The sequence below is a fragment of the Alteromonas sp. MB-3u-76 genome (genome assembly GCF_002831605.1).
GTDB classification, from domain to species: domain Bacteria; phylum Pseudomonadota; class Gammaproteobacteria; order Enterobacterales; family Alteromonadaceae; genus Alteromonas; species Alteromonas hispanica.
Genome location: NZ_CP025115.1, coordinates 3,614,466 through 3,639,707, shown reverse-complemented (window position 1 = coordinate 3,639,707; position 25,242 = coordinate 3,614,466). Strand labels below are relative to the sequence as shown.

Annotated in this window: 25 protein-coding genes; 18 read left to right on the top strand and 7 right to left on the bottom strand. The window is 41.7% G+C overall.

Going from position 1 to position 25,242, the window contains the following annotated elements; genetic code table 11:
* Positions 1 to 372: 372 nt before the first annotated feature.
* Positions 373 to 633, top strand: coding sequence for a hypothetical protein (locus CW735_RS16170; protein WP_100972921.1), 261 nt, complete (start codon positions 373 to 375; stop codon positions 631 to 633).
* Positions 634 to 739: 106 nt separating this feature from the next.
* Positions 740 to 976 (top strand): hypothetical protein, encoded by a 237-nt coding sequence (locus tag CW735_RS16165; RefSeq protein WP_100972920.1) that lies wholly within the window; start codon positions 740 to 742, stop codon positions 974 to 976.
* Positions 977 to 1,012: 36 nt separating this feature from the next.
* Here CW735_RS16165 and CW735_RS16160 read toward each other — a convergent pair whose 3' ends face one another.
* Positions 1,013 to 1,882 (bottom strand): hypothetical protein, encoded by an 870-nt coding sequence (locus tag CW735_RS16160; protein WP_100972919.1) that lies wholly within the window; start codon positions 1,880 to 1,882, stop codon positions 1,013 to 1,015.
* Positions 1,883 to 2,790: 908 nt separating this feature from the next.
* On the opposite strand from CW735_RS16160, the gene CW735_RS16155 reads away from it, so the two are divergent.
* Positions 2,791 to 3,162: a hypothetical protein gene (locus CW735_RS16155; RefSeq protein ID WP_100972918.1), complete on the top strand. Its 372-nt coding sequence runs from the start codon at positions 2,791 to 2,793 to the stop codon at positions 3,160 to 3,162.
* Positions 3,163 to 3,398: 236 nt separating this feature from the next.
* Here CW735_RS16155 and CW735_RS16150 read toward each other — a convergent pair whose 3' ends face one another.
* Complete coding sequence (locus CW735_RS16150; protein ID WP_232368305.1) at positions 3,399 to 3,674, bottom strand: hypothetical protein; 276 nt, start codon at positions 3,672 to 3,674, stop codon at positions 3,399 to 3,401.
* A gap of 285 nt (positions 3,675 to 3,959) precedes the next feature.
* On the opposite strand from CW735_RS16150, the gene CW735_RS16145 reads away from it, so the two are divergent.
* The 4 genes from CW735_RS16145 to CW735_RS16130 all read left to right on the top strand — a co-directional run bounded on the left by CW735_RS16145 (position 3,960) and on the right by CW735_RS16130 (position 8,036).
* Positions 3,960 to 4,775 (top strand): GIY-YIG nuclease family protein, encoded by an 816-nt coding sequence (locus CW735_RS16145; RefSeq protein WP_100972916.1) that lies wholly within the window; start codon positions 3,960 to 3,962, stop codon positions 4,773 to 4,775.
* A gap of 468 nt (positions 4,776 to 5,243) precedes the next feature.
* A complete protein-coding gene (locus tag CW735_RS16140; RefSeq protein WP_198520979.1) occupies positions 5,244 to 5,792 on the top strand; it encodes a hypothetical protein in 549 nt (182 codons plus the stop codon).
* Complete coding sequence (locus tag CW735_RS16135; RefSeq protein WP_100972914.1) at positions 5,779 to 6,192, top strand: type II toxin-antitoxin system YafO family toxin; 414 nt, start codon at positions 5,779 to 5,781, stop codon at positions 6,190 to 6,192. Before CW735_RS16140 ends, CW735_RS16135 begins: the two co-directional genes overlap by 14 nt.
* A 734-nt stretch (positions 6,193 to 6,926) precedes the next feature.
* On the top strand, positions 6,927 to 8,036 hold the full coding sequence (locus CW735_RS16130; RefSeq protein ID WP_100972913.1) for a hypothetical protein: 1,110 nt from the start codon (positions 6,927 to 6,929) through the stop codon (positions 8,034 to 8,036).
* Positions 8,037 to 8,141: 105 nt separating this feature from the next.
* On the opposite strand, the gene CW735_RS16125 is transcribed toward CW735_RS16130, so the two are convergent.
* The 3 genes from CW735_RS16125 to CW735_RS16115 form a co-directional block, all read right to left on the bottom strand.
* The gene (locus CW735_RS16125) at positions 8,142 to 8,774 is read right to left on the bottom strand and encodes a hypothetical protein (RefSeq protein WP_100972912.1); all 633 of its coding nucleotides are present in this window, start codon (positions 8,772 to 8,774) and stop codon (positions 8,142 to 8,144) included.
* Between the two features lie 260 nt (positions 8,775 to 9,034).
* Positions 9,035 to 10,186, bottom strand: coding sequence for a site-specific integrase (locus CW735_RS16120; protein ID WP_100972911.1), 1,152 nt, complete (start codon positions 10,184 to 10,186; stop codon positions 9,035 to 9,037).
* Positions 10,187 to 10,326: 140 nt separating this feature from the next.
* Positions 10,327 to 11,409, bottom strand: a complete 1,083-nt coding sequence (locus CW735_RS16115) for a tyrosine-type recombinase/integrase (RefSeq protein ID WP_100973292.1) — start codon at positions 11,407 to 11,409, stop codon at positions 10,327 to 10,329.
* Positions 11,410 to 11,620: 211 nt separating this feature from the next.
* On the opposite strand from CW735_RS16115, the gene dusA reads away from it, so the two are divergent.
* The 10 genes from dusA to CW735_RS16065 all read left to right on the top strand — a co-directional run bounded on the left by dusA (position 11,621) and on the right by CW735_RS16065 (position 21,090).
* Positions 11,621 to 12,595 carry a tRNA dihydrouridine(20/20a) synthase DusA gene (gene dusA, locus CW735_RS16110; protein WP_232230651.1) on the top strand — a complete coding sequence of 325 codons (975 nt, stop codon included), beginning with the start codon at positions 11,621 to 11,623 and terminating at the stop codon, positions 12,593 to 12,595.
* 189 nt (positions 12,596 to 12,784) lie between these two features.
* Entirely contained in the window at positions 12,785 to 13,072 is a 288-nt protein-coding gene (locus tag CW735_RS16105; protein ID WP_071980597.1) for a hypothetical protein, read from the top strand.
* Positions 13,073 to 13,402: 330 nt separating this feature from the next.
* Positions 13,403 to 14,071, top strand: coding sequence for a phage shock protein PspA (gene pspA / locus CW735_RS16100; RefSeq protein WP_071980596.1), 669 nt, complete (start codon positions 13,403 to 13,405; stop codon positions 14,069 to 14,071).
* Between the two features lie 95 nt (positions 14,072 to 14,166).
* On the top strand, positions 14,167 to 14,367 hold the full coding sequence (locus tag CW735_RS16095; protein ID WP_071980595.1) for a PspC domain-containing protein: 201 nt from the start codon (positions 14,167 to 14,169) through the stop codon (positions 14,365 to 14,367).
* Positions 14,367 to 14,729 carry a hypothetical protein gene (locus CW735_RS16090; protein WP_071980594.1) on the top strand — a complete coding sequence of 121 codons (363 nt, stop codon included), beginning with the start codon at positions 14,367 to 14,369 and terminating at the stop codon, positions 14,727 to 14,729. The genes CW735_RS16095 and CW735_RS16090 overlap by 1 nt, the downstream gene beginning before the upstream one ends.
* A 151-nt stretch (positions 14,730 to 14,880) precedes the next feature.
* Positions 14,881 to 15,873, top strand: a complete 993-nt coding sequence (locus tag CW735_RS16085) for a DUF2333 family protein (RefSeq protein WP_071980593.1) — start codon at positions 14,881 to 14,883, stop codon at positions 15,871 to 15,873.
* 3 nt (positions 15,874 to 15,876) lie between these two features.
* A complete protein-coding gene (locus CW735_RS16080; protein ID WP_071980592.1) occupies positions 15,877 to 16,632 on the top strand; it encodes a TIGR04219 family outer membrane beta-barrel protein in 756 nt (251 codons plus the stop codon).
* Between the two features lie 165 nt (positions 16,633 to 16,797).
* Positions 16,798 to 18,633, top strand: a complete 1,836-nt coding sequence (locus tag CW735_RS16075) for an assimilatory sulfite reductase (NADPH) flavoprotein subunit (protein ID WP_071980591.1) — start codon at positions 16,798 to 16,800, stop codon at positions 18,631 to 18,633.
* Positions 18,633 to 20,351: an assimilatory sulfite reductase (NADPH) hemoprotein subunit gene (gene cysI, locus CW735_RS16070; RefSeq protein ID WP_100972909.1), complete on the top strand. Its 1,719-nt coding sequence runs from the start codon at positions 18,633 to 18,635 to the stop codon at positions 20,349 to 20,351. The genes CW735_RS16075 and cysI overlap by 1 nt, the downstream gene beginning before the upstream one ends.
* Positions 20,344 to 21,090, top strand: a complete 747-nt coding sequence (locus CW735_RS16065) for a phosphoadenylyl-sulfate reductase (RefSeq protein ID WP_100972908.1) — start codon at positions 20,344 to 20,346, stop codon at positions 21,088 to 21,090. Before cysI ends, CW735_RS16065 begins: the two co-directional genes overlap by 8 nt.
* Positions 21,091 to 21,228: 138 nt before the next feature.
* Here the strand turns inward: CW735_RS16065 and CW735_RS16060 are convergent, their stop codons facing one another.
* Entirely contained in the window at positions 21,229 to 22,134 is a 906-nt protein-coding gene (locus CW735_RS16060; RefSeq protein WP_100973291.1) for a TIGR03899 family protein, read from the bottom strand.
* Between the two features lie 224 nt (positions 22,135 to 22,358).
* Here CW735_RS16060 and CW735_RS16055 point away from each other — a divergent pair, with 224 nt between their 5' ends.
* The gene (locus CW735_RS16055; protein WP_100972907.1) at positions 22,359 to 24,599 is read left to right on the top strand and encodes a two-component system response regulator; all 2,241 of its coding nucleotides are present in this window, start codon (positions 22,359 to 22,361) and stop codon (positions 24,597 to 24,599) included.
* A 48-nt stretch (positions 24,600 to 24,647) separates the two neighbouring features.
* Here the strand turns inward: CW735_RS16055 and CW735_RS16050 are convergent, their stop codons facing one another.
* Positions 24,648 to 25,226, bottom strand: coding sequence for a uracil-DNA glycosylase family protein (locus CW735_RS16050; protein ID WP_071980586.1), 579 nt, complete (start codon positions 25,224 to 25,226; stop codon positions 24,648 to 24,650).
* Positions 25,227 to 25,242: the final 16 nt, after the last annotated feature.

The following is a 25,242-nucleotide window of genomic DNA, read 5'->3' as shown; positions in this document are numbered from 1 at the left end:
AAGTGAATTTAGCAGGGAAAGATTGACGCAAATTACCCTCGTATGGGCGTATTTCTATTTAAGGACAAAGCAGAAAAAAGTGTGCTCAACCATCACTTCGTAAACTGCCAACCCGCGGACTTCCTAGACTCCGCAACGTGATTGGATGCCATCAAGGGTCTCCGGCTGCTTACCTTGTTGTATTTGCAGTGAAGAGCCAATGCTAGGTTCATTGGTTGATATCTCAGCACGAGTGCGCTGCTTGAGATATCTGATGATCGGCAGAGCAAAAAAATGGAAAAAAGCAGGCATTTCGATGCCTGCTTTTTTTTTGTCTAAGAAATTCCCCTATGGCAAGCCTAGGTATATTTAGGACTAACTAGGGATATCAACATGAAGATCACTAAAGAAATAGCTTTTAACACACTTATTAAATTCTCAAAAAATAGCATGACACTCGGATATATATTCCTTGCGTTTGCACTATTTCCATTCTGGCATGAGATAGTCTCTGTACTACTCGATTGGAAACCTGCTGCTGAAGCTAATTTTGAGTTGAATGAGTATTTTTACTACAACTGTGTGTGTATAGCTGCGTCGCTATTTTTCGCTTTGTCGGCAGGCATTGTTCTGCGGTTTATGGCAGATGAATAAAGCGATCTTACTGACGGGCATTCTATGTCCGTTTTCTTATTCTCAGAAAATTCTCATCAGTCGTTCTTAGTTACTTATGCAAGTCATAAGAAACTTAGGAGGACAAATGACTAAGCAAGAACAACTCGTCATCATGGCATTGGACATGATTACTAAATTTTTGATGAGTATCGGAGACGTAATTTTTGTTATTTGGATATTTCAAATGATCACTGGGTTTGAGGCGCATAGCTCATACCCATTCGTTGGACTTAAGGGGGCTATGTATATATTGCTAATATATCTGATAGCTCTTGCAATCTATCTACAAGAAATGAGGCTTCGTAAGAAATTTCAAAAGTAATTATTGAGAGCACCTAATGGTGCTCTTTTTCTATTGCTACCGATAAAAAGTCTGCTCGATTGGGGCTATAAACTTAGTTCTAAAGATAATTCTCTCACGAAGCAAAGCGGCGTCATGTTGGGTCAATAACGGCCGTTTCGTTTTTCTATCGATGCGATTAGGAAGCTCTTCTAATAGTTGCTCATAGAAGCGCTGAGTATCAGCATTGATTCGTTCCGAGCAAGTGATGATAAACACCTTATCGTAAAGCTGACTATCACTGATTAGTGCATCTTTCAATTTTAGGAGAGTAGTCTCGTGCTGCGCCTTTCGTTTAAAGGAAGCCTCAAGCTCCACAGCAGCGACTTCTCCCGTCGGCAGTAACACCAAGCCATCCACATTTTTTATCGTTGCAGATGGATACAGTCTTTTGAATTCCATTTCTGTTAAAAACGAAGTCCAAAGTGGCTTGGCTAAACCTTCTGAGGTTTTGTTATTAATTCCCTCGTTCAGAACAAAACTCAAAACAGCGTCGTGCATTATCGCATTTTGGTTTATTTGTGTAATAGGCTCTTTAGCCGAGCGAAATGGCACATCAAGACGCATCATTTCAGATGCAAACTGAGCACCTGTGTGAGTTAAAACATAAACTCGTCTATCCGCAGCGCGTTCTGTTTGGGCTAACAGTAGATATCCTTGGGAAACAAGCTTACCTAAAAATTCTAGGGCTTTGGCCCGTGATACTCCCCAGGTCTGCTCACAGACTAGCGCTGATACAAATCCGAATCGGGCTGCATTTATTAGTGCAAAACGTGTTTTATTGCGACTGCGTTGAATATTACTTGGCGCGAGTCGATATTGCATATCAATATTGAAGTAGATTTCGTACCGTTCAAGAATACTTTTAGTAATACGATTTTCAGACATGATTTCTCCCTTAAATCTAAAAATAGTCATTAGAAAAAAGGCTCAAAGGGCGAGAAATATTGAAGTAGAAGATCTCTTTGTTGGTTTTCAAGTCGGGATATCATGACTGCTTGCTCGCCCTTATTAATCTCCCAATAAAAAACTGGTGTTAAGGATTGCGCTCACAACCTTCGTTGTGAGCTAACACGCTTATAGTGCACGCCACTGCTAATGTTGACGTTCGTCAACGCAGTGACTCTACGCCGCAATTGCGGCTAGCTCTAACGCTAATGGCGCATGTTCTTGTGCTGCGCACTACCCCCCGTTTTGCACGTTCACGTCAATGTATTTCATACATACGGGTTCACTGCATTCGCTTCGCTCTGAGCAAGAGTTTGATTCATAGCGCTGTCGCACCATTTATCAAATTTTTTCTGAAGAAAAAACAAAACAGGGGGTAGTTCGCAGCTTCGAACATGCGCCTGCTACGTAATCAAATGTGCTTCGCAATTGTCTTTCTACGCGAACTGTTACGTTGTTTCACAACGCTTTTTTTACAGACGAATTTGCAATTCGCTGTGATGCTTACGCTTCGCTTCCAGAACGTCAGTTTGAGCTTAAAGCATAATTTACGTTTTTTTGTGTATGACGTTTATTAGACAATACATGTGCTCAAACGTAGTGTGTATTCTGCAAAAGTCTGACGTCGCTTTTGCTCCAGGTCGTTTGAATTTTTAGTTGTCGCGACAACGCTTTTTGCGCTGTGAGAGCCAAGTCAAGTGAGGAAATATAAGAGAAGATAACAATATTCTTTGAGGATAAGCTGCAATATCATTGTTGCTGAACGTTGCAGTCAATGAAATTGAAAATGCCACATTTTTCATTAACTTTCAATAGAGCAGTTAATATTTGAAAGTGAGGAAAAAGTGATGTCATTACTGAGTTTGAAATTATTCGGACACTGCGCTGACGACGGTGAGGAGGCTATTGCTTCTGATTTTACTGATGAAAACCAGATGGAAATGTGTGGGGTAAATGAAGCCACCGGATTACCTTTGGTTCCAAGCTGTTTAAAAGGCTGTTCTGGTACTATTGATGTCGAAGGAAATCCCAGAGGAACAGATTTGTCAGACTTCTGTGATTTGAGTCCTTCATATGATGACTGTTCTATCGATAATACGTTGAACTGCGGTATGGATATTCACTCGGATATCGATTGGATATGCGACAGCTCATCAATGGATAGTGGTATTGATGATTTTGGCTGTAGCGACTTGTCTGGAATTGATAGCGATTGGTAGATGAGTGCATTTCAGACTGGTTTATTAGTGTTGTTATTTATCGTAGCTTTGGCTATTTGGCTACTACCCGCTATCGAAGCGTTGATAGAAAAATATATTAAGACTGACAGGTAGTCAGCGTCCCTTATGTCCTCAAAAGTTTGCCCGCAAAGTGCGGGCATTTTTTATTTTAGCGCTAGGAAGCTTATCTTGAGCGTTATCAGATATAGCTTCAAAAAGATTGACCCTAGCTAACATTATCGCTCTATTTCGCTGTTAATTATTTCGTATTCAGTTTCTATACAATTGACTAGGTCAACATAAAGTACACAGACCTCATTCTTCTTGTGGAGATTAACCCTTAAGTATCGCATCGGGTCATGACTGAAAAGAGTAGGATCTTGAGGTTTGTAGAACCGCTCATCATCTATGGTTCCCATTAGTTTATATCTACCTTCGCCTACGTAATGGGTATTGAAAGGATTATTGACCTTTAATACTTTGGGGATAACTAGGTACTCTTTTGAGTCCATAGGTGGGAAATTGCTAGGGAATGAAACACAACCGTTCAAAAAAATACAAAAGAATAAAATTCTAATTTTTGAGAAAAAATACATTAATACCTGGTATCCATATGAAGATTGCTCGTAGAGCAGTTAGATTACAAAAAAGTGGGGAGTGTAGGAGTATTTTATGGAAAAAATGGATTTTACCATCCACTATTCACTGAAGCATCGGTCTAAGTCACTACGCCTTGGCTTATTTTAATCCTATATGAAAATGTTATAAAACGGATTGTTTACGAAAAAGGAGTTTTTATGCTTGATTCACTAGGTCACTATGTTTACGCACTACTAGATCCTGAAACTAACGAGATCTTTTATGTGGGGAAAGCCCGAGCAACAAAAAACGGAATGTTAAACTTGCGCCCTACTGCTCATTTTAAAGGAGGAAAAAACTCAGATAAATTAGCGCGAATTAACGAAATTCGTGAACGAGGCTTTTCTGATGAGGATATGATTTTAATCTTACGTCATAACTTGAGAAGTGAAGGCGAAGCTTTCACGGTAGAGGCTGCCGTAATAGATGCGTTAGGAAAGCAAAATCTTACTAATATTAACTCTGGGCATGATGTAAAGCACGGCGCTATGAAATGGACGCACATGAAGTCTAGGTTCAGTCGTTCTTTTGTTGATTTTACAGAGCTTGAAGATAGTGCGAGAGAGCAAAACTGTATCTACTCCCTTTTTCACGTCAAGAATACTTATAAACCCAATATAACAGCGACAGAATTGTACGATGCAACAAGAATGTGGTGGCGTATAAGAAAAGATCTGGTTGATGAAGTTAATAGCGGGAGAGGTCGAACGCATATTGCTTTGGCGTGTGTAGAAGATGCGATAATAGAAGCATATGAAGTTAAACATTGGTTTTCTGCTGGTGAAACATTTACGTCTCGTCATTCTGACAAAGAGCGTTTAGGCATTAGAAATGGGAATGTTGAATTTGCTGAAAAATTCGAGTTCGTCGGCAATGTAGCTTCAAAAGAACACTCCAAATATATTGGCTCTCGTCTTACTCAACATAATGTCCCATTCGTGTGGGGACAAAAACCTTGGAAACACTTTATGTGAAAATGAGTTAGCGGTGATGTCCTTTGCCTACACGTCTGATGATATGTCGTAATTATAACAAGTATAACCCGCTTAATCGCCACTTAACCTTGCACTCTCAAACATAAGCTACATCAAATCTGACAATTTCTCACGACCATATAGTGAACCCCCATAAATTAAGCCTAAGGAATTCGCGTCAAATGAGGCTATTCAATCTTTACCAAGGTTCACTGATGGATTTAAGGGTATGAATTCTTGGGGTATATGAGCCAACGTCTTAAAATTAGAGAGAGTCATTTTGCTTCTCCCCCTCTTTGTATAAGACCAATTACATTGTGTTTTTCGTCGTAATGTGGAAAATAGTCTATACTGAAAAAAGTGAAATAGCTCCCTAATTATCCGAATTATAATTTTGGATTAATAAAAATTTTTCGGCTGTTTCTGTTTTTTCGTCGTATAAATCCTGTGTGTGAGTAAAAAGGAATCATGATGGACATCGGTAAACAAACTGGTGATGCTGTATCAGGTCATTTGCATGCGTTTCAATCGATGACGCAAATGCTCGGAACCCAGCACGCTATTTTTGGCCCAAATCCTGATGATATAAAGGAGCTGGCCAAGTTAAAAAAAGACATTGCGCTAGCTAACACTCAGGCCAATGGGCTTAAGGCCTTTATCGTAGGAAGCAGCAGTGAATTTGCGAGTACCCTAGGATATTTAGTTCCAGATGCTCCCGAGCTGTTGCAAGTTAACGCTGGTATGGTTTACCGCTTAAACCAAACGCTTCGAGAGAATGTTCGAGTTATTAGCTCGAAACCTTTTACGAGTTCTGAAATAAAGCAAATCAATAGGGATGTTGATACTTTGAATAATATATTGGTTAAGGCATGTGACGCTCTATTGGAGCTGCGGCAGAAGATTCTTAGTGAGAGAGGAATTGCTCCGCATTTTAGGGCAACGCGTTCTAACTTAGAGAAGATAGCTGCTGAAGCAAACCGCACGGATGTAGGTGAACAGGATTTTGTCGAAGTCTGATATTAGAGTTCTTATAAGCCCAGAAATAGCCACGGAAAGTATTAGAAATCTTGCTAGAGATTTTAAAAAGTACAAGTTAACTGGAAATAACTTTTCAATGTTCGGTAGGGATGTCCCTTTTACTGATGAGGCGTGCCTTCATCAGGCTGGAGTATGGAAAGTCCACGTTCTGGAAATTGAAGAGTTTAATGAAATAAAATCTCAGTACAATAATACAACCGACAAATTTCACTTAGTTTATTGTCAGCACCCCGAGCACTCCAATTTCTATTGCATCATTCATGTGCTTTCTCCTGAGGCTCATAAGCAAGCTCGGAGAAGAGAATTTGTTGCAGTGGCTGAGAGAAGGGCGGAGGAGTTTATAACAGCAATTAACCATCGGATGAAGAAGTCAGCATAATTGGTTACGGGCTAAGCAGGTAACCTACGTAGTATTTCTTCGTACTCACAAGAGTTTACCCAAATCACCGAAATTGATAATTCGAGGCTTTTTTATCTGAAAATCTTGGATTACCAAATGTATAATTCAGGAACTCAAACAGTGTGAGGGCGAAAATCTCAATGGATGTCAGAGTGCTACAGTCCTTTAGGCCATCAGCATAGGCTTATAAGAATTTTTACACTGTCTTACTCAGGTTAGGCCGACAATTTTCCTTCGCCATATGGTACTTTGTAACAATAAAGCGGCGCTACAGGCTGCTAGAATTGATAGAACTCATCATTACTACATTGCATGTAGATATTAAAAACTCCCTCACTCACAAATTGGTGTAGTTATACAGCGATTGGCAGTTCGATGCTCTTATTAAGTTTAATCTTGCAAAAGTGTATTTACATTTTTGTTTTATATTTCTGCAACTTCAATTTTTGCGTGGATGAAGGAGTATCTCTATCTGAAGACGTCAAAGTATTAAGATTTATCGACCGCTCAAATATTTGAATATTAGTGCTATTTTCCTTAGTATCGTTCGAGTTCATGAATGAACGCTTCGTACCAGAAGTTTTACTTGGAAGTAGCTCCCCCTTTAGTGGCTTTAACCCACACCCGACTTTCAAGTTTTCTTTCAATAAAATATGTAAGTATAAAAAGAACTGCCATAGAAGTGGTTTTTGTAATTTTTTAAAGGATTAGGTTTGAAAAATATTGTCCTCGCTGTGTGCTGCTCTGTCACACTTTTAGGTTGTGGCTCTACTGGTAAAACAGTGAATGAAAAAGCAACCATGAATAACACTTTGACCAATACGCCCCTTACACACCTTCAAAGTTTAGACCTCTATCTCAATACGAGGGCATTTACTTATCAAGATATCTTATTACTCGAAAACGGGTTTGGAGACATAAGATTTTCAAATAAACCAGTTAACGGATGGCTGGATGTAATTAGACCTGATTTGAACGCTACAAAGTTAACCGCTGGCTGTAGGCAGCCCACTAAAATAGATGGAACGGAAGAAGCGTCTAACTGCTCCCGAGTAGTTAGCGCTCAAAACCAAAATTCGTGGGGAGGTGTATTTTCCGCTTATGAGAATTTTGAAGATGAATTTGAGGATTTGTATAAAAGCCTAAGTAAACTTGATGAACTGGTCGCCACAAGATCCCATCAAGAAAGAAAGTACCTGGCTAACTATCTGGTTCGAAACTTTGCGAGTGGCAGAAGTCTAGAGCAAATGAGTGGGGCAATTTCGACATTTAACGATAAATTTCGCCAAAATGCTGAAGAAATAATAGCAAAAGAGCGTCAGAGAGAAGAAAGACGTAAAGCGCGAGAAGAGGAAAAAGAGAAGATCGAATTAGCGCGAGCACAAAAGGAGCAGCAACGTGAGGCTGAGCGCCGCAAAAGAGAGCAAATGTTTGCTGAAGTGCGCGAAAGAGAACGTTTAAAGCAGCAAAAAAAACGAGAAGCGTTTGAGAAAAAGCAAAGAGCTGAGCACAAGTTAGTAAATGAAATCGCCAAAAACTGGTGGGACACCAGAACAGCTTCTTATGAGAATCGAGAGGTCGGCGACAGAATATGCAGCTTCAAAGGAAACAAGATGGGTTTCGTTGAGCAGGTTGCTGGTGACAAAATCAAAGTTTTTTGGAAGGGATACGTTATTGAAGATGACGGGTTCTTTTATGGAAATATGCCTTTTTACGTATTCAGTAAATCTGAGCTAGGCGTCACCAATTATACGTACACTAAGATTTCCGATACTACGTGGGTAAGTGCAACAGACGTGGGACGTTGCGTTCACGAACTTTAAAAGTCCACTATTCTATTAATTAAATGTACTAGCTCAGACTTGACCTGACAATTTCCCATTCTATGGTGCCACAGTCATGTCAGGTTTGAGCTAAATTTATTCCTACTATGCGAGCTTTTCGCACCAATCTGTAGCTAATTTAACTCTTCGCTTTAACTCGAAGTAGGAGTCATAAAGCTGGTCGTTATCTTTGTTTGCATCAAACTCAATAGAGTCATGAACGTAGTACGTGGGATAATTAGAGTTTTCCCACATATCATAGAGGTCGATACTGACTAGCTCTTCCATTTCGTAATCTAAATAGAGCACCTGAAAATCTTGAAAGCTCATCTTGTTAAGCATTTTGCAAAAGTATTCAACATTGTCACTGCTGACTATTAAGGGGTTAGGCCACATAGCTCCGCCATTACCGTCTGACTCGATGTAACCATCATTAGCTGGCGTAATTGAAATAAAAGAGTCACCCGCTCTAGTGTCCTGCTCTATTACACTGAGGAATTGTTCAAGCTCACTTTTCGAGAGGCAATCTTCGAAAAGGGCAACGACTTCTGCATGAGTAGACTTTAGTTCTGTTATAGATTGTTCCCAAGTTACATATGGGTTCGACATGTGCTGCTGTGCCACACGATTGAGTGCTTGCGTCAGTGTGATGTCTTCCAATTTTTTGAGTTTTTTCGCGTCTTTTTTCGCGCGGGCAAGCGATATACCAGAAGGAAATAATGGCTCATTAATATTCATAGCGTCAGCTCCAAAAATAGCGTTTTTATAGACACGCCCACAGATCTAAACACGCTGATTTTGGTGTTTGACTATCAATAATTTAAGTTAGCTGATTGTCCGACAGGACTGCGCCTAGAGTGGGCGTAACAAGCGTATCAGGGAAGCTTTTTTACATTGTCCAACAAAATGGTTAACTGATTCAAGTAATTAACATTGATTCATAGAAAAAATGTTTCACCTTCTCACTTATTGGATTTCGTGTCGCCTAAGGAGGTGGCTTACCTTTTAGCAATATTCACTGCTTGAGCAGCGTTGTAAATTTTTACGATCATATCGATGTCCTTATGACCCGTAAAAGCAGCGATCTGCAACACGCTATAACCTTCCTCCACCAATCGAGACACGCCTTCACGCCGAAGGTCTCTTAGTTGAAGCCCAGTGATACGAGCATGACTTACAATTCGGGGGAACAGGGTTGTCCAATACTCCGTAGTTATGTTAAAAACTAAACCTGACTTTTCTTCACCACCTTTTAAAGTCTTCAATATTTCGTAAGCACGCTTTGTTAAAGGAACTTTTCTAGGCGCTTCTCTCGTTCCATTGCTGCCTGGACGAACATTTTTTCCGACTGCAATAGTAAAGCGGTGCCTGTTAAATTCAATATCTTCCCAGCGTAAGGATAGAAGTTCAGATGCGCGTAGCGTCGTTTCGATATATAGAAGAATAAGGTAATCATATCTAACGCCACTTTTGTTTCGGCTGGAAAATTCCTTCGCAGAACTAAGAAGTCTTCTAAGCTCGTTCCGGTCTTTAATTCTTCTGTTGCGAGACTTCGAGTCGGAAATTAACCCATTTTTCTTTAGCGTTGCATAATTGCTCTCAAACTGTGCTTCTAGCTGTTCGCTATCAGTAGCTTTTGAAAACTTATTCATTTCTCGTAACTCTCTTAACGCCCGTTTCAACGAACTAATTTCGATACGAGTAGTTGACGAACTGCATGTGACATTTCGCTCTTTACAGTATTGTTCTAGAGCCTCGTAGCCGACGAAGCAGAGCGGATAATTGGCGAGTTGATATCTACAAATTGTACGCAGTGCATCTTGTGTTGTACTTGAAGCGGGCAACGGCATTGAGTTTGTATAGCCTAAATAGGCATTGATAACGTATTTAACTGACGATTTTGCGTCTAACTGAGGCTGGTGGTTTCTAAAAACGACTCGCTTTAATTGAGTGTCTGAAAGCTCATTCACTTGGCCTTTAGCTTGCTGGTACTGTCTCTCCATTACCACAAACATATTTGCTGCCCAAGCTTCTGCTTCCGCTCTGCTAGCGAAAGTTTTTGACTTGGACTTTACAATCGCATCTTTAGCGCGATTCTCGATAATTGCCTGGATACGGCCATTAGTTTTAACGCGGAATTTCTTGTGCATATAACGTGATCTCATTGATTAAAAAAAAAGAGATCACGTATTTTATACACCAAAAATAAAAAATCTCGCGGTAACACACTAGTGAGAATAAATAGTTGTAAAATAATTACCGGAGGTTTGTTTTTTGAACAAGCTGTTTATTAAGTGAGCACTCTTAATTTTTCAAAGCGCCTTTGAATGTGCTCTGGTGTAATCGAAACATACACATTCCAGAGAATGTTCAGATCTTTATGACCCGTTATCCGTGATGTTTCTTCTACTGACATTCCAGCTTCAATTAAACGACTAGCTCCCTCTCGCCTAAGGTCATGATATCGTAAGTCTACTATTCCAAGTCGTTTACGAGCGCGTCGAAAACCAGCCGTCACGCTTCTAGGGTTATATGGAAATATACGCTCTTCGAACTTAGGTTGTCTAAGGATGATAGAAAGGCTTTTCCCTAAAAGCGGTAATATCGAATTGTTGTTTTGTGAACCGCTAGGACTTTTCCGGTTTCTTACTAAAATATGGCGTTGCTCTACATTCAAGTCTTTCCATTTAAGCTCACAAAGTTCACCAATACGACAACACGTTAGTAAAGACATCATGAACATATCTGTGTATGGGATCTCGTTACAGTGGTGATAAGACATTTTTTGAAACTCTCTGAGAAGCGCTGAATATTCATCAGCGCTGACTCGTCGGTCACGTTTATTTGACTTATCAATTAGTTTTAAATCGTGAAGAGCGGGGTATGCGTTTATCACGGCACTGTCATCAGCGGCTACGTGAAACATTGACTTTGCAACTCGCAGTACCTTTCTTAAACAGCTCACATCTATAGATATTGTTTGTGAAGCAGTCTTTTTTCTGCGCTCAAGACAAAAATCAACGATGTCATTTGAATTCAATCTACTAGCAATTACCTTTGCGATAGGATAGCGGCATAGTTGGTTTAGACTATATCGCGCCGTTCGTCCTAAAGGCTTATCTGAGCCATCTTTGGCTTTAATATAATTTTGAATTAACTCTCCTAAAGATATATCGATGTAGGAATACGGCTCGTCTTTTGTATTATTTTCCACCTTATGAGCGGTTTCTTTCGCCCATTTGTTAGCCGCTGACTTAGTATTGAATGTTTTACTTTTAGAAAACGTAATAATGCCACTTTGCTTCTGTCTAACCCTTGCTGTATAGGAAACTCCATTTTTTCTCGTTCCCTTAGTTATGCTAATATTAGCCATCTTATTTGACCCATTGTAGAGGGTGCGCCAAAGCGGAAAATTATTCCACCATTTGGGCACCGCGTTCCCTTAATGGGGACTAAAAACCGTGAAAAGTCCAATGCTTTTGGCATTGGTGATTATTTGAGGACTGCTGTAAGTGCCTGATATTAAAGTTTTAAATGAGAATTGTGTTAGACCTGCTATCGACAGGCGCTTCTCTGTTGCCCCAATGCTGGATTGGACAGACAGGCATTGTCGCTACTTTTTACGATTGCTCTCAAAGCACACGCTACTGTATACGGAAATGGTAACGACTGGCGCCATTATTTATGGGAAGGGTGACTATTTAGGCTTCAATACTGAAGAGCACCCTGTGGCTGTTCAGCTTGGAGGGAGCGACCCTGCCGATATGGCGAGATGCGCGGTGCTGTCACAAGAGCGAGGATATGATGAAGTTAATATCAACGTTGGTTGTCCTAGCGACAGGGTAAAAAATGGCAGTTTTGGTGCTTGTTTAATGGCTCAACCCGACGTGGTAGCTGCTTGCGTTAAAGCGATGCAGGCCGAGGTCGATATTCCGGTTACGGTAAAGTGCCGTATTGGAATCGATGACATGGACGAAGATGAAGATTTTACCCGCTTTATAGATATTGTAGCCGATGCAGGTTGCGATACATTTATTGTTCACGCTAGAAAAGCCTGGTTGCAAGGGTTAAGTCCGAAGGAAAATCGTGAGATCCCTCCGCTAAACTACCCAAGAGTTCATCGTATCAAACAAACTCACCCGGAACTGTCTATTAGCATAAACGGTGGCGTCAAATCTTTGGACGAGACAAAAGCTCAGTTGCTGAATGTTGATGGCGTAATGGTTGGCCGCGAGGTGTATTCAAATCCTTATATCATGGCGCGTGTAGACGCAGAAATTTTTGGAGATGATAATGTAAATACGATATCGCGAAAGGAAGTTGTTCATAAAATGCAGCAATATATAGAGCGGCAGCAGGGAGAGTATTTTAAACCTTGGCATGTTGCGCGCCACATGCTTGGTCTATTTCAAGGCCAAGCAGGTGGTCGTATATGGCGCCGTTATTTAAGTCAGAATGGTACTGGAAAATCACCGGATCCAGACTTATTAATGAACGCATTAAGCGCTGTTGAAAGCGCACAACGGGAAATAGAAGAATATAATGGTCAAAAAGACTAATCATTTAGCGCCTTTGACTAAAGTTTAATATTTGTTCTACATCAAAAAGTATGTCTTAATTTTTAAGTTTTAAATTAAGCTTTAATATCAATAATTTATAATTTATTAAGCTTTTGGCACGTCTCTCGCAATCCTTTGTGTATCACAACAACGCTGTGTTGTTGGACCGACAAAATTTCGAGGGACACTATGAAAACTTCACTAATTGCAGCAACTATACTTTCAGCAAGCATGATGAGCGGTGCAGCAAACGCACAAGAATCTGTGCTACACACTTTTCTACAAAATATGGTGACTAGCGCAGTAACAACGACCGCTAATGAACTAACTGCGGATGTCTATCAATCGGTTGCCAATACCGCTTATCACTTTTCATTAGATGCAAACCAAAGCAACAGTAAAGCCAGCGTTAGTGTTACTGACATTGCAGCTACGACAATGAAAGACCCTAAGAACAATGAAAAAGATTCCGACTAATTATTTTGATTAATTCGTACTCTCTAGAAAGCGCCCTCGGGCGCTTTTTTTTGATTTCTACATAAATAAAGCTCAATACCTCTTTTAGTTAAATTCACACTGCTGTGGTCAAAAAAGCCAAAATTTGGTTCTGTCTCTCTTTGATAAGCAGGGTTTCTCAGGCTGAAAATTGAAAAATCAATGAAATTCAATGATTTAAGTTTTTGGCACGCCTATTGTAATACCTTCAGTGTAATCACAGTTTAACCAATACAGTGAGATGTCAGCGTCACATCAGTCTTGATAGTCAATTGCTGGTAACTCACCAAAAATCCAAGTGGAGAGATAATTATGGGTATGTTTTCAAGAATTAACGATATTGTTCAGGCCAACATCAACGCAATGTTAGACAAGGCAGAAGACCCTGAAAAAATAATTCGTCTAATCATTCAAGAGATGGAAGAGACACTCGTAGAGGTTCGCACTGATGCTGCACGATACATAGCGCAACAAAAAACGTTGGCAAGACAAATGGATAATGCCAACAAAGAAATCGCTGGGTGGCAGAGTAAAGCGCAGTTGGCCATGGATAACGACAAAGAGTCTTTGGCAAAAGCTGCACTTGTTGAAAAACAAAAGTACGTGGCAAAGCTTTCATCATTGCAAGAGCAAGAGGCGCATTTAGCAGAAAGCATCGAAAAAATTCAGCACGATACATCGCGTCTTAACGACAAGATGGCTGAAGCTAAAGCAAAGCAAAAAGTACTTATTCAGCGCAAACACGCAGCAGAGACGCGTTTGAAAGTGAAGCATGCTAACCATGAGACAAAAATTGATGACGCTATGTCGCGTTTTGAAAATTACGAACAGCGAATTGACTATCTTGAGGCGCAGGTAGATGCCTACGACCTTACTAAATCTAATGAAGCCGCATCGCTTTCTGCAGAATTTGAAGCACTTGAGGCCAATGAAACGATTGAAAAAGAACTGGCAGAACTAAAGAAAAACAAAGTGGCGTAGGGTGTAACGCGCATAAGTATGCTCACCAGTACAACTATGCGCGTGCAATGTGAACATCGAAGCTAGTCACCCATTAAAAATTGTTGGAGAACATCATGAAAATTTCATCACAAAAGCGTTTATACAGAGACTTAGATTCGGGAGTTATATCAGGAGTGTGCGCAGGCGTAGCACGCTATATTGATATTGACGCAGTGTGGGTTCGCGGTGGCGCAGTAGTGGCACTATTTTTTATGCCTGCCATTGTATTACTTGCTTATTTCGCCGCGGTTATTCTACTTCCGAGACTACCGTAATGAAAAATTTCTTACTGGCGTTATTTATAGCAATTGTACTAATGAACTGTCTCGGCAGTGTAGTAGAGGACCTTCTTGGCATGCATTTAGTAATGTCTGATGAGCTTCTCAGCCCCTGGCAAAATATCGCGGTATTTTCTATTGTGGGTGTTGTACTTGCTATTGTAGGCTTTGTTGTAGCGCTCAGTGTTATGGGCACGGTTATACTCGCGATATGCGCGGTCTTGTTCGCATTGTTGCTGGCAGGCGTAAGTGCTTTCTGGCCAGTCATTGTCATCGCAATTGCTATTTTTGCATTGAAAAAACGCAACTCTGCATCATACGAGCACAAAAATGAACAAAACATGTCTCATACGTTATAGTTATCATAACTGAATTTAAGTTGTGTTAGAGTGCAATAAAGTGGTCATATAGAGGAATGCTGTCATTAGGGGCAGTTTTTCTCGATATCATAAATTACAAACAGCTGACTAAGGTCAGCTGTTTGTTATAAAAAGGAAGGTTGGTGTTCATATGAGACAATCAATTAATGCAAAACGGATAGCGATTGTCGCTGTAGTGCTTGTTGTTCTTTTCTGGCTTATTGGCTGGTACTGGAGTTTATCGCCAGATACGTTTGATGTTAAAGAGCGTTTAAAAACCTCATCTTCAGTAGAAAACCCTACTGAAATTGCCGGCTACACCATGACAACTGCTATGATTGAAGTGTCTGAAACCTTACTTGATAAACCTGGTGGCTATTTGTCGAATGACGTTATCCCACCGAGCGTTCTGTTAGATAACATGCCCGCATGGGAGTTTGGTGCCCTTGAGATGGTTCGCGATCTCGCACTTTCTATGCGCAAAGACTTTAGCCGTTCTCAGTCGCAGTCAATGGAGAATCCTTATCTCACTAAAGCACACCCTAAATTCAATATGGACCATAAAAGCTGGGCACTGCCTTCCTCTGAGTCGAGTTACTCAGATGGTATAGAGCTTTTAAAGCAATATAGAGAAGAGCTTGCAGTAACTCGCAATAGCGACAGCCAGTTTTACACTCGTGCCGACAATTTACGTGAATGGTTAAAACAAGTTGAAAAACGCCTAGGAAGTTATTCGCAAAGACTAAGCGCTAGTGTAGGATCTGCTAGAATCAACACTGACTTAGCGGGCGATAGAAATGCACGTCAATCTTCGCCAGTAGCTAGACAGAGTGTTGTAAAAACAGGTTGGTGGAAACTAGATGACAACTTTTACGAAGCGCGCGGTGCGACATGGGCCTTACTTCATTTTCTAAAAGCCGCAGAAGTAGAGTTTTACGATGTGCTGGAAGATAAAAATGCGCTTGTTAGTATGCAGCAAATTATTCGTGAGTTGGAAGCTACTCAGCAATCTGTATTCAGTCCAATGATTTTAAACGGAAGTGGTTTTGGCATGTTGGCCAATCATTCATTAGTAATGGCCAATTATATTTCTCGCGCCAATGCCGCTCTTATTGAAATATCAGAACTTCTCAATCAAGGATAACAAATGAAAAAGGGTCTTTTAATCGCCGCTCTTGGATGTGCATTCGCATCGGCGGCTTCTCATGCTGATACCATTGCTGGTGTTTATGTGGGAGCGCAGGCTTGGCAGACGGATACTACCGGAGGCTTCGCTGATTCAAGCAGCACGGCAGATTTTAATTTTGATGATAAGACTAATTCTTCGTTTTATATCGCATTAGAGCACCCTGTGCCGTTTCTACCTAATGTGAAAGTAAACCACACTACGCTAGATAACTCTGGCGTAACGGCGCTAGATTCAAGCTTTACTTTTGACGGACAGCTGTACACAGCGAATAGTGAAGTGACCACTGAGATCGACTTAACTTCTACCGATCTTATTTTGTATTATGAATTGTTTGATAACGACTTAGTCAGCTTCGACCTTGGTGTAAATGCGAAATATATCGATGGCGCTTTGTTTGTAAATGATAGAGCAAGCGCTACTCAAGGCTCTGCTGACTTTTCTGGCGTAGTGCCTATGGCCTATTCAAAGCTGCAGTTAGGATTACCTTTTACGGGGCTATCGGCCTACGCCGAGGGAAGCTACCTATCATTCGATGATCATGAGCTAAGTGACTATCAAGTAGCGGTTGCTTATTCATTTATTGAAAGTATTGCTATTGATATGACTGTGCAAGTAGGTTACAGAAATGTCACTGTAGATATTGAAGATCTCGATGATGTCTATGCTGATATGGAGTTTGACGGCGTATTTGCTGGGCTAGAGCTACATTTTTAGTATAAATTTAAAATTGACTCTAAGGCGCAACGGTTCCTCTGTTTGCGCCTTTTTTATTTCAACAAGGGTTTTAAGCACATTCAGTAATAAAAAAGTTTCATTTATTCTTTTCTCTTCTTGAATAAAGCCGTTAGCCTAGCGACATCGAAAAAGGGCTAAAAGACTATGTCACAAGATTCTAATTCATCAAAAGCTTCAAATTCAGCGCCAGGCGCAGTAGTAAATGAACAGCAGTGGAATGCCATTACGCAGGCTATTGCTGGCTTAAACCGTGACCAGCTCACTTGGGTGAGTGGTTACGCAGCCGGAATGGCTGCTGCGCAAGGTGGAGCGGTAGCACCTGCGATTCAAGATCAAGCTGCCGTTGCTGGCGATATACCTACACTCACCATTTTATATGGTTCGCAAACCGGTAATGCGAAAACGTTAGCGCACGAGTGCCAGGCAAAAGCAGAAGGTGCGGGCTTTAACAGTAAACTAGTGAGTATGGCTGATTATAAAGCGCGAAACCTTAAAAATGAAACGCACGTTGCTGTGTTTGTAAGCACGCATGGTGAGGGCGATGCGCCAGACGACGCGGTAGAACTTCACGAGTATGTTGGCAGTAAAAAAGCGCCAAAGCTGGCTAACACTAAGTATGCAGTGTTGAGCTTAGGTGACAGCAGCTATGAGTTTTTCTGCCAAACTGGTAAGGACTTTGACGAACGTCTGTCTAAACTTGGTGCTTCTTCAGTTATTGACCGTCTAGATTGTGACGTAGACTATGAAGCTGAAGCGCAAGCATGGCTAGACAAACTCATCGAGTCACTGAAAGGTGATTTTACACGCACTGCTGCCCCGGCAGTAGCGGCGCAAACAGGCGCAGCAGTTACAGCGGCGCCAGCGCAAACGTATACAAAAAAAGCACCTTACACAGCCTCTCTAATAGAGTCTCAGAAGATCACAGGCAGAGATTCGATTAAAGATATTCGTCATATTGAGATTAGCCTTGAAGACTCAGGCATCACTTACAAGCCTGGCGATGCTCTTGGCGTTTGGTTTAAGAACGCGCCGTCATTGGTTAATGATTTGATTGCTTTACTCTCGCTAAGTGAAGATGCCGAAGTGGTGGTAGCTGAGAGCACAATGACGTTAAAAGAAGCGCTTACTTCAAAGTTAGAGTTAACGCTTAGTTATCCTAACTTTATCAAAGCCTATCAAGCCGCTACTGGCTCTGAGGGATTAGCTGCCTTGATGGAAGATAAAGCTAAGCTGCGCACTTACATGGCCGACCGCCAAATCATCGACATAGTGCGAGATCACGTGGGCACGATTACTGAGCAACAGCTTGTTGATGCGCTGCGCCCACTTACTCCAAGACTATATTCTATTGCTTCAAGCCAAGCCGATGTTGAAGATGAAGTACATTTGACTGTAGCGCATGTTGATTACGAAGCCTTTGGCCAACGTCATCAAGGTGGTGCGTCTGGATATTTGTGTGAATACCTGGAAGAAAATGGTGAAGTAGACGTTTTCGTTGAGAATAACGATAATTTCCGCTTGCCAACAGATCCCAACACGCCGGTTATTATGGTTGGACCGGGAACAGGTATTGCGCCTTTCAGAGCCTTCATGCAAGAGCGTGATGTACAAGAAGCCGAGGGGAAAAATTGGCTGTTCTTTGGAAACCCACACTTTACTCAAGACTTCTTATATCAAGTTGAGTGGCAAGGTTACGTAAAAGATGGCTTGCTAGACAAAATTACGCTGGCATTCTCTCGGGATCAAGAAGAGAAAATTTACGTTCAGCATCGCTTACTAGAGCAGGGTAAAGAGGTGTTTGAATGGTTAGAGCAAGGCGCCCACTTTTATGTGTGTGGTGATGCCATGCATATGGCCAAAGATGTTGAAAATGCACTTATCAAAATTGTACAAGAGCACGGCGGTAAATCAGAAGCCGAAGCGAAAGCTTATGTAGTTGAACTGCGCAAAGCGAAACGTTATCAAAAGGATGTCTACTAATGAGTAATGAAAACTCTCAATTCATAGTTGAAGGTAAATTGGCCGACAATGAACGTTTGAAGCGTGAAAGCAATAATCTGCGTGGAACCATAGAGACAGACTTGAAAGATGATCTCACTGGTGGCTTTACTGCTGACAACTTCCAGCTAATTCGTTTTCACGGCATGTATCAGCAAGACGATAGAGATATTCGTGCCGAGCGGGCAAAGCAAAAGCTAGAGCCGCTACAAAACGTTATGTTACGCGCCCGTTTACCCGGTGGTGTTATAACTCCGGACCAATGGTTGGCCATAGACAAATTTGCTACGGATCACACTCTATACGGCAGTATTCGTTTAACAACCCGCCAAACTTTTCAGTTTCACGGCGTGTTAAAGCCAAAGATAAAGTCTATGCATCAGATGCTTAATAAAGCGGGAATAGACTCAATTGCTACTGCAGGAGACGTAAACAGAAACGTGTTGTGTACTTCTAACCCAGTAGAGTCGGAACTGCACTTAGAAGCGTTTGAATGGGCTAAAAAGATAAGCGAGCACTTACTTCCAAAAACCCGTGCGTATGCCGAGATTTGGTTGGACGGTGAAAAAGTGGAAACTACGGAGAAGCCTGTAGAACCTATTTTAGGTGATAACTACTTGCCCCGTAAGTTTAAAACCACCGTGGTTATCCCTCCGCAAAACGACGTTGATGTGCACGCTAACGACCTTAACTTTGTTGCCATTGCAGAAAACGGCAAACTAGTTGGCTTTAACGTTCTTGTTGGCGGCGGACTTGCCATGACACACGGCGATAAAAGTACCTATCCACGCAAAGCAACGGATTTCGGTTTTATCTCATTGGCCGATACGCTAAATGTTGCTGCTGCGGTAGTAACAGTGCAGCGCGACTGGGGTAACCGTGTGAATCGTAAAAATGCGAAAACAAAATACACTCTTGAGCGCGTGGGCGTAGAAAACTTCAAAGCTGAGGTAGAAAAGCGCGCTAATGTTACCTTTCAGGCGAGCAAACCGTTTGAGTTCACCGGCCGCGGAGATCGCTTTGGATGGGTAGAGGGTATTGACGGAAAGTACCACTTAACCGTATTTATCGAAAATGGTCGAATTCTTGACTACCCAGGCAAAACGTTAAAAACTGGCTGCGCTGAGATTGCCAAAATTCATCATGGCGATTTTAGATTAACAGCTAATCAAAATCTTATTATTGCCGGTGTTGCGCCAAATGATAAAGATAAAATAGAAGCTTTAGCCCGAGAGCATGGATTAATAGCGCCGGCTGTTTCAAATCAACGTCTTGATTCAATGGCTTGTGTTTCGTTACCTACATGCCCGCTAGCGATGGCAGAAGCAGAGCGTTATTTGCCAGATGCGGTAACCGAACTTGAAGGGTTACTAGCTAAGCACGGCCTTGCTGATGACAGTGTCATCTTCAGAGTAACAGGTTGCCCGAACGGTTGTGGCCGCGCCATGCTTGCTGAAGTTGGACTAGTAGGCAAAGGCCCGGGTAAGTACAACTTGCATTTAGGTGGAGACCGCGAGGGAACACGCATTCCTCGTATGTATCGCGAAAACATAAGCGAGCAAGAGATAATGTCTGAATTAGACCGCTTGTTCGGCAAGTGGGCGAGTGATCGAGAAGACGGCGAGTCGTTTGGCGACTTTGTTATTCGCACCAACGTGGTTAAACCTGTCATTGATTCAGCGCGAGACTTCTATGATTAATAGTACGGCAGCGAAGCAGCAGGTATTATCACATGATATCAGCAAGGATGAGCTTGCTGATATCAATGCATCGTTAGAGAAAATGACGGCACAACAGCGGGTGGATTGGGCACTAGACAATTTGCCAGGCAACCATATAGTGTCGTCTAGCTTTGGCGCACAGTCTGCGGTAATGCTGCATATGCTTACGCAAGCGAAGCCTGATATCCCGGTGGTGTTGACAGACACCGGGTATCTATTTCCTGAAACCTATCAATTTATAGATGAATTGGTAGAAAAGCTGAAACTTAACTTACATGTTTATCAGGCTGCGCTTTCGTCAGCGTGGCAGGAAGCTCGTTTTGGTCGACTGTGGGAGCAGGGCATAGAAGGTATCGAAACTTACAATAAATTAAACAAAGTTGAACCCATGCAGCGAGCGTTAGAAGAGCTTAATGCAGGCACATGGTTTGCCGGCTTGCGTCGCAGTCAGTCGGATTCTCGTGGAAAGCTTCCTGTTTTACAGAGAGTGGGCGGGCAGTTTAAGTTATACCCTATCATTGATTGGAGTAACAAAGACCTTCACTATTATCTAAAAGAGCACGGTCTCTCTTATCATCCCCTTTGGGATCAGGGGTATGTGTCAATTGGAGATTGGCATACTACTCAGTCGTTACAAGAAGGCATGGATGAGCAAGATACGAGATTTTTTGGTCTTAAAAGAGAGTGTGGTTTGCACGAATTTGGCGACGGTATCTAAGGCGCGTTGGTCTTCAGTACGGCAAGAAACAACACGCCCTAATTTACTGAACCGTTTTCGCGAGTATTTCAATGTATGACTGTCTTTGTTCTGTTCGTTTGCTAGCTTATTAATTTTACCAAGCTAACAGAAAGGCAGTCACGAAATACTGAACACGCCGGCAAGTACGTCTTTCATTTTCTGCATGTATGCTGTGTTCGTATTTTTTCCGACAAGCTTATATAGCTCACTGCCAACTGGCGTAAATTTATAATAAACCAGCGCAACGCCAGATGATTTACAGGTTAAGGTAAAGCTTTCGTTTACACACCTCCAAGATGTTTGTTGACCTTCTTGGTACTCCCCGCTTTCTATTTCACTGGCATAAATTAATTTCATCTCTTGAAGAGAGAGTAAGTCTGGGTAGCTCAACCCTACGGTGGCGAGATTAACTTGTTCTGGCAAGGGCTTTTTAAAAATGGAAAGTAAGCCTTTCCTTTTGTGGTAGCCCACTAAAATTCTTGGAACAGTATCATTAGTTCGCTTACTAGCCACATTAACGGCTTTGGTAAATGTTTGCGCATCGCGATGAGTTAAGGATTTTAATAATTGAAGAGTTCTTAGTGAAAAGCTACCTGGTCGAGATACCTCGACGGCAAAAATCTTTCCCCATAGTTCTTGCATAGGCGCACTATAAATTTCCTCGGCCAATGAGCTGAAAGCAAAAAACCAATCAGGATCTAAGTTGTCACTTGTTTGTTCGTTGATTGTGACATTTAGTGCTATATTTAAAATAGATTTAAGATTATTTGCCTTCTGTATCTGTAGTATCTTGTTACGACGTTCTAGAGCGTGTTCTTGTTTTTTTGGCTCTAGAGACAATGCCGATGGAGAAATGCCTACTCTTGAAAACCATGAGAGCATACGTTGTCTGCTCGCTTCAAGGTCTGCGCTTTTGTTTACTGCTTCCTTGGCATGAGCCGATGGTTTAATGGCATCTTCTTTATTGAGAGGCGGTGATGCTCTTTTTACCTCTTGGGGCTGATGTTGTGGAGAGATTTTCATAAACGTCACATCGGTGTTTTGTAACAATAGGTAACAGGAATTCACTATTGCATTGCACAAAATAATTATCAATGTAATCGTGACACTAATGATAGTAAGGCATTTTGTCTTTTGCTGTGCATTTTTGCGGCAGTATTTGTGCCATTTAAGAAAGGCAAAATGTTGAAGTTCAGCACGGCCTAGTGCGCAATTATGTTTTATCAGTATTGAGGAAATGAGTGGTTATGTCGGCAACGGATTATGAAAACGACGAACTTATCTTTTTAGATGATGATGCAATAGACACAGAACTACATCTTGGAAAAGATTGGAATATCCTAATCGTCGACGACGATGAGGAAATCCATACAGTCACCCGCCTTGCGCTATCCGACCTGATAGTTAACGATCGCAAGCTAAACTTTATTCATGCACACTCTGCTAAAGAAGCCAAAGAACGCCTGCATGAATATGGCAAATCCATAGCAATAATCCTCCTTGATGTAGTGATGGAAACTGACGATGCCGGCTTCGACGTCGTTAAATACATTCGCGAGGAAATGAAGCTTAATGAACCCCGCATTATTCTTAGAACCGGGCAGCCCGGTTTTGCGCCCGAAGAGCAGGTTATTAAGCTTTACGATATTAACGACTACAAAACAAAAACAGAGTTAACTCGGTCAAAACTACTGACAACCATTATTTCCTCAATTCGTTCTTACCAGCAAATTATCACGATAAGCCAAAGTCGACTTGGCCTTGAAAAAATCATTACTTCATCTGCAAATTTGTTTGAAGAGCACTCAGTGAAAGCGTTTTGCGAGGGAGTAGTAACGCAAATTAGTTCACTGATTGGGTTAGAATCTGAGGGGCTGTTATGTGCTCGAGCGGGCTCGCTTCTCGACCTAGACGATGAAAATATTTACGTGCTCGGGGCTGCGGGCGCATATGCAGAGTTTATCAATCAGCCAGTCGATAATATTCATAATGACGAAATGACAGAGAATATCCATCGCTGCCTAAGGTTAAAACAGCATATTTTTGATATCTCTTGTTCTGTGCTTTATATCAATAGAGCAGGTTTTGAGGCTGCAGTTTACATGCGTCAAACTCATGAAATTAACGACTTGGATAAACACTTACTTGAAGTATTTCTGTCTAGTATTTCTGTTGGATATGAAAATGTTAACCTTTTCCACGAACTTCGTAATGCAGCCTTCAGAGATTGGTTAACTCGTCTGCCTAATCGCAATCAGTTTATCAACATGCTGGATAACCCGGCCAGTGTTGCAAGTAAAAACTGTTGTGTCGCATTGGTTGACGTCAATCACTTTTCTGATGTGAATGACGGTCTAGGGCAAGAAGTGGGTAATGATGTGCTGCGAGCTATTGCCCAGCGCATGCAAACATCTTTGCCCAATACTATCCGCTTAAGCCGAATTGCAGCAGATGTCTTTGGGCTCATTGGGCCTGAGAGCGAAGTATGCCCAGATGTTATCAATGCGATTTTTGATTCATCGTTTGTGGTGGATGAACACGTTCTTCCAATAAAAGTAACGTTAGGCCTTTGCAGAATAGAAAATGAGCGAAATATCGGCGTCGATTTTTTGAAGCGGGCTAATATTGCACTGAACCGAGCTAAGAAAAATCTCACTGACAATTTCGAATATTACGCGAAAGATATCGAGGATCAAACAACATGGCGTCTAGCTATGATTCGTCGGCTTCGAAGCGATTTCGCAGAGCGTAAACTTGAGCTATGGTTTCAGCCGCAAGTAGACCTTCTTACTGACAAAGTTGTGGGAATGGAAGGCTTACTGCGTTGGCCAGATGGTGAGGGAGGGTATATTTCTCCAGCAGTGTTCGTACCGTTGGCAGAATATTCAGGCTTAATAGTAGATATCGGTGAATGGGTGCTCGATGAGTCTTGTCGACGGCTTCAGCAGCTAAGAGAGTTAGGCCATGAGCATCTTCGTGTGGCTGTTAATATTTCTATTCCTCAATTTAGGGATCGTTTTTTCGTCGACAAGGTAAAAAATGCGCTGTTAGAAGCAGATTGCGACCCTAGCTTACTTGAGCTTGAAATTACAGAAAGTGTGGTAATGGATGAGCCCCAAATTGTCATTGATGCGCTGCGCGCATTAAAAGACTTCGGGGTCAAAATTGCCATTGACGATTTTGGCACTGGCTTTTCATCAATGAGTTATTTGCAGCAGTTACCCTTAGACAGGTTGAAAGTTGACCGTTCCTTCGTTAAAGATATTGCGCCAGGCACGTCTGCGGTGCTAGCAGAGACCATTGTTACTCTCGGCAATAAGCTTGGATTGCTTACTATTGCTGAGGGAGTTGAAACGCGAGAGCAGGCTATCTACATGATCAAGCTAGGGTGCGATGAGGCCCAAGGCTTTTTCTTCGCTAAGCCCATGCCGTTTAATCAGCTAGTTGAGTTACTGAAAAGCACTAGGTTGCCTAGTGACAACACTTAGGCTTAGAAAGATTGTTCGTCACTAAGAGGCTATCGTTTCATTAAGATATTAACGCTTAATGAGTGCAGTTACCTTTTTTTGAAGTGCAGGAACAGTTTCCTTCTCAAACCATGGGTTTTTTGCCAGCCATCTATTGTTCCGCCCTGACGGGTGAGGTAATACGAAGTAACCATCATGAGGTGTTTTAATAGCTTCTGTCAGTGTTTTGTATTGCTTGAGGTAATATTGTTGAGCATAACGTCCAATCAATAACGTCAGTATAGGTTTTACGTGCTGCAAAAGTGGCTTGTGCCATGTTGGCGCACATATTTTCATTGGCGGTGCATCAGCGCCGTTTCTATAGCCTGGAAAGCAAAAGCCCATCGGCATAATGGAAAATAACTCCGGCTTGTAAAATGTATCTTTATCTACACCAAGCCAAGCGCGCAGTCTATTGCCGCTAGGATCGATAAAAGGAACATAATTATTGTGGGCAGTTAATCCAGGTGCCTGACTGATGATTAGGATCTTGGTATTTTTGGCTACCGATAAAATAGGGCGTGTAGGATGAGGGAGTGCATTATCACAAAGAGAACAGCTTTTTGCGAGGTGAACTAAATTGTCAAATTCAGTCAAATTTTTCTCCAAATATTGCACTTTGTCA